The organism is Micromonospora sicca (assembly GCF_003172935.1).
GTDB classification, from domain to species: Bacteria; Actinomycetota; Actinomycetes; order Mycobacteriales; family Micromonosporaceae; genus Micromonospora; species Micromonospora sicca.
The window spans coordinates 1-4,672 of record NZ_QGKS01000356.1 but is presented as its reverse complement, the minus strand read 5'-3'; the positions used below and the strand labels follow the sequence as shown (position 1 = coordinate 4,672).

Genomic DNA, 4,672 nt, shown 5'->3' with positions numbered 1-4,672 from the left:
GATCGGGGTGGCGGCGTCGCGGGCGGCGGCGGCGCGGGCCACGCCGGCCAGGTCGCCGGCCGCCGCCACCTGGGCCAGGGTGACCAGCGTGGGGGGCAGCATGGTCAGCTCGCCGGCCTCGGCGCGGGCCAGCGCGTCCGCCGGGCGCACCCACATGGTGTGGTCGGCCTCGCCGGAGACGTCCCGGGTCCGCTGCCCCTCCGGCAGCAGGGCCACGAAGAAGTACGTGTCGAAGCGGCGCGGCTCGAACTCCGGCGTGATCCACCGGCTCCACGGCAGCAGCAGGTCGGAGCGGAGCGTCAGCCGCCGCCCGGCGAGCAGGTCGGCGAAGCCCACCCGGCGGCCCTCCAGATCCTGTCGTGCGGTCTCCCAGTCGTCGCCGCTGACGTCACCCACCACGATCGCGGCGTCCGGGCCGGCCAGCAGCACGCCGGCCTCCTCGAAGACCTCCCGGGCGGCGGCGCAGACCACCGCCTGGGCGGCGTCCGGCGGCTGCCCGAGGCGGGTGGCCCACTCGGCCGGCTCCGGGCCGGCCCAGTCCAGGTGGATCTGGGAGTCGGAGGGGTCCACCCCGCCGCCGGGGAAGGCGTACATGCCGCCAAAGGCCATCGCGGCGACCCGGCGGATGACGTACACCTCGAAGTCGGCGCCGGCGGGCCGGAGCAGCAGCACGGTGGCCGCGACCCGGGGCACCGCCGGGGTGCCGCCCTCGGCGCGGAACCGCCGGGCGTGCTCCACCAGGGCGGGGGGTGCGGTGAAGCCGTCGATCGTCATCCCGCGAGCCTAGTTCCCGACCGGTGGATCATCCTCCCGGCGTCCGGGCGGGCCGGGATAGCGTGCCGGCATGACGCGTTGGGGAATCCTGGCCACCGGGCACATCGCCGGCCGCTTCGCCGAGGACCTGCGGCTGGTGCCGGGAGCCGAACTGGTCGCGGTCGGCTCGCGTACGCCGGCGAGCGCCGAGCTGTTCGCCGCCCGGCACGGCATCCCCCGGGCGTACGGCTCCTGGGCGGGCCTGGCCGCGGACCCGGACCTGGACGTGATCTACGTGGCCACCCCGCACGCCGCCCACCACGAGGCGACCATGACCTGCCTGGCCGCCGGGCGGGCGGTGCTGGTGGAGAAGCCGTGCACGCTGGACCTGGTCACCAGCACCGAGCTGGTGGAGACGGCCCGGGCCCGCGGGGTCTTCCTGATGGAGGCCATGTGGATGCGGACCAACCCCCTGATCCTGCGCGTGGTGGAGCTGATCGCGGACGGCGCGATCGGGGAGGTGACCAGCGTGCGGGCGGACTTCGGGGTGGCCGGGCCGTTCCCGCCCGAGCATCGGATGCGGGCCCGGACGCTGGGCGGCGGCGCGCTGCTCGACCTCGGCGTGTACCCGCTGAGCCTGGCCCACCTGCTGCTCGGCGTGCCGCAGCACGTGCACGCCTGGGCCAGGCTCGGGCCGGAGGGCGTGGACGAGAACACCGGCATCGTGCTCGGCTGGGACTCGGGCGCGGTCGCCACGCTGAGCTGCGGCATGGTCGGCGCGACCGCGATCACCGCCTCGATCACCGGCACCACCGGCCGCGTCGACCTGCCCGAGCCCTTCTACCGGCCCGGCTCGGCCGTGCTGCACCGGCTCGGGACCGAACCGGAGACCATTCCCGCCGACCTGACCGGCGGCGGCTACCAGCACGAGGCCGCCGAGGTGCAGCGCTGCCTGGCCGCCGGGCTGACCGAGAGCCCGCTGGTCCCGCACGCCACGACGCTGGAGGTGATGGCGCTGCTGGACGGGATCCGGGAGCGGATCGGGGTCGACTACCCGTGAAGGCCCACTGCCGGGGCAGCAAACCCGCCGACCACGCGTGAGGGGCCCCCTGCCGTGGCAGGGGGCCCCTCGACGGGCGGTCGGCGCGTCAGAACAGCGGCCGGACCACCAGGTAGGAGAGGCAGGCGATCGCCGCGGCGGCCGGGAACGTGATGATCCAGGCGATCACGATGTTGCCGGCGACGTTCCAGCGGACCGCGGAGAGCCGCTTGGTCGCGCCCACCCCCATGATCGCCGAGGTGATCGTGTGGGTGGTGGAGATCGGCGCCTTCAGCACGAGGGCGTTGAAGTAGAGCACCGCGCTGGCCACCGTCTCGGCGGCGAAGCCCTCCGGCGGGCCCAGGTCGATGATCTTGCGGCCCAGGGTCCGGATGATCCGCCAGCCACCGGCGTACGTGCCCAGTGCCAGCATGGTCGCCGAGGTCCAGAAGACCCAGCCCGGGATGTGCGTCTTGTCGTCCTGGAAGCCACCGGTGTAGAGGGCCAGCACCACGATGCCCATGGTCTTCGCGGCGTCCTGCATGCCGTGGCCGACCGACATGGCCGCCGCCGAGAGGGTCTGCGCCCAGCGGAAACCGCGGTTCAGCTTGCCCGGCTGCCCCTTCCGGAAGAGCCAGAGGATGGCCAGCATCAGCAGGTAGCCGAGGGTGAGGCCGACGATCGGCGACAGGATCATCGGGAGGATGACCTTCTCGCCGATGTTGGCCCACTGGACCACGCCGCCGGTGGCCAGCAGGGTCGCCCCGACCAGGCCGCCGAAGAGGGCGTGCGAGGAGGACGACGGCAGGCCGAAGTACCAGGTGATCAGGTTCCAGGCGATGGCGCCGAGCACCCCGGCGAAGACCACCCCGAGGCTGGCCACGCCGGTCGGGAGCGTGACCAGGCCGTCGCCCACGGTCTTGGCCACGCCGGCGCCGAAGTGCGCGCCGACGAAGTTGCCGACGGCGGCCAGCAGCAGGGCGATCCTGGGCGTCAACGCCCGGGTCGAGACGCTGGTCGCGATCGCGTTGGCGGCGTCGTGGAAGCCGTTGGTGTAGTCGAACGCCAGGGCCACCGCGATCACCGCCAGCACGGCGATGAGTTCGGGAGTCACAGGATCAGGACTCCTTGACCGTGATGGTCTCGACGGTGTTCGCCACGTGCTCGAAGGCGTCGCAGGCGGCCTCCAGCTCGTCGGCGACCTCCTTCATCTTCAGCACGGTGAGCGCGTCGTACTCGCCGGAGAAGAGCCGGACCAGCAGCATCCGGTACGCCTGGTCGCCGTCGTTCTCGAGCCGGTTGCACTCGATCCAGTACTCCTCGAGATCCTTCATCGACTTCAGCCGGGGCATCGCCTCGGCGGTCAGCTTGGCCTGCAGGTCGAGGACGTTCACCAGCTCGTGCAGCTCGCGCGGCAGCGCGGGGAGCTTGGTCAGGCCATACAGGTAGAGCAGGTTGCCGACTGCCTCCAGGTGGTCCATCACGTCGTCGAGCAGCGAGCCCAGCCGGTAGATGTCCTCCCGGTCGAACGGGGTGATGAAGGTGGAGTTGATCTTCTTGTACAGCTGGTGGGTGATCTGGTCACTGTCGTGCTCGACCTCGGTCAGCCGCTCGCTGACCGACTGGACGTCGACGCCGGGCAGGGCCAGCTCGTTGAGCAGCTCGGTACCCCGCACCAGGTTCTGCGCGGCCCTGGTGAAGAGCTCGTAGAAGGCGCCCTCGGTGGGACGGAAGGAAAACTTCACAGCACGGACCTCGTCGTGTCGGTGGAAGGGTGGCCGACGCCCCCGGGCGCCTGCTCTGGGCATGCTAAGGACACGGCGGGAGCGGGCATTCCCCGGCCCACCCCTGGTCAGGCCGGATTCACCGCTCGTTCACCTGCCGTTCACCTTCAGCCCCTCGTCCCCGCTCCGCAACCGCTGGCGCTCCCGCTGCACGTCGAAACCGGCAGCCGGATACCCCAGGTGAAGTCCGCCGAACGTCTCCCGGAGCAGGTGGGCGACGGCCCAGTCCCGGTACCACTTGCGGTCCGCCGGCACCACGAACCAGGGCGCGTCGTCCGCGTCGCACCGGGCCAGGGCGTCGGCGTACGCCGCCTGGTAGTCGTCCCAGCGGGCCCGCGATTCCAGGTCGCTGGGGCTGTACTTCCAGTACTTGCGCGGGTCGGTCAGCCGCTCCATCAGCCGCTCGCCCTGCTCCGCGTACGAGATGTGCAGCATCACCTTCACCAGGGTCACCGCGCCGTCGGCCAGCTCCCGCTCGAAGGCGTTGATCTCGTCGTACCGGGCCCGCCAGGTGGCCTCGTCGACCAGCGCGCCGACCCGGGCGATCAGCACGTCCTCGTAGTGCGAGCGGTTGAAGATCCCGACGTAACCGGGGGGCGGCAGGGCCCCGCGGATCCGCCACAGGAAGTCGTGCCGCAGCTCCTCCGCGCTGGGCGGCCCGAACGAGCGGATGTGCAGGCCGAGCGGGTTCATCGCGCCGGCCACCCGCTTGATCGTGCCGTCCTTGCCGCCGCAGTCCATCGCCTGGAGCACCAGCAGCACCCGGCGCGGCCGGTCGCCGTCGAGGTGGGCGTCCGCCGCCGTCGGAGCGCTGGTCGGCGCATCCGGGCCGGCGGCGCCCTTCGCCGACGCGTACAGCATCTCCTGCTGCCGGCCCAGGTCGGCGCCGAGCAGCTCGACCTGCTCGTGGGCCCACGCCCTGCGCCGCTTCCCGCTGCCCGCCGCCGCCGGCAGCCCCGGCGTCGAGCGCGGGTCGAGCGCCCCCAGGTCCACCGCGCCGCCCTCGGGCCGCACCCGCAGCAACTCCCGCATCGTGCCGCCGTGCGGCGGCACGACCCCGGCCCCTTCGACTCCGCTCATCCCCCGATCCTCACCC

5 protein-coding genes are annotated in these 4,672 nt (G+C 72.7%); 1 reads left to right on the top strand and 4 read right to left on the bottom strand.

The window, feature by feature from the left end; genetic code table 11:
- On the bottom strand, positions 1-774 hold a 774-nt coding region (locus tag DKT69_RS28985), incomplete at its 3' end, for an NUDIX hydrolase (protein ID WP_109804643.1).
- A 70-nt stretch (positions 775-844) separates the two neighbouring features.
- Between DKT69_RS28985 and DKT69_RS28980 the strand changes: the two genes are divergently transcribed.
- On the top strand, positions 845-1,813 hold the full coding sequence (locus tag DKT69_RS28980; RefSeq protein ID WP_109804642.1) for a Gfo/Idh/MocA family protein: 969 nt from the start codon (positions 845-847) through the stop codon (positions 1,811-1,813).
- Between the two features lie 88 nt (positions 1,814-1,901).
- Here the strand turns inward: DKT69_RS28980 and DKT69_RS28975 are convergent, their stop codons facing one another.
- The 3 genes from DKT69_RS28975 to DKT69_RS28965 form a co-directional block, all read right to left on the bottom strand.
- The gene (locus DKT69_RS28975) at positions 1,902-2,906 is read right to left on the bottom strand and encodes an inorganic phosphate transporter (protein WP_109804641.1); all 1,005 of its coding nucleotides are present in this window, start codon (positions 2,904-2,906) and stop codon (positions 1,902-1,904) included.
- Positions 2,907-2,910: 4 nt separating this feature from the next.
- Entirely contained in the window at positions 2,911-3,537 is a 627-nt protein-coding gene (locus DKT69_RS28970; protein ID WP_109804640.1) for a DUF47 domain-containing protein, read from the bottom strand.
- Between the two features lie 129 nt (positions 3,538-3,666).
- Positions 3,667-4,656, bottom strand: coding sequence for a PPK2 family polyphosphate kinase (locus tag DKT69_RS28965; RefSeq protein ID WP_109804639.1), 990 nt, complete (start codon positions 4,654-4,656; stop codon positions 3,667-3,669).
- Positions 4,657-4,672 lie beyond the last annotated feature (16 nt).

Excerpts from the sequence above, each read along its gene's own strand:
- DKT69_RS28980 (WP_109804642.1), top strand. The coding sequence starts at position 845 with ATGACGCGTTGGGGAATCCTGGCCACCGGGCACATCGCCGGCCGCTTC.
- DKT69_RS28965 (WP_109804639.1), bottom strand. The coding sequence starts at position 4,656 with ATGAGCGGAGTCGAAGGGGCCGGGGTCGTGCCGCCGCACGGCGGCACG.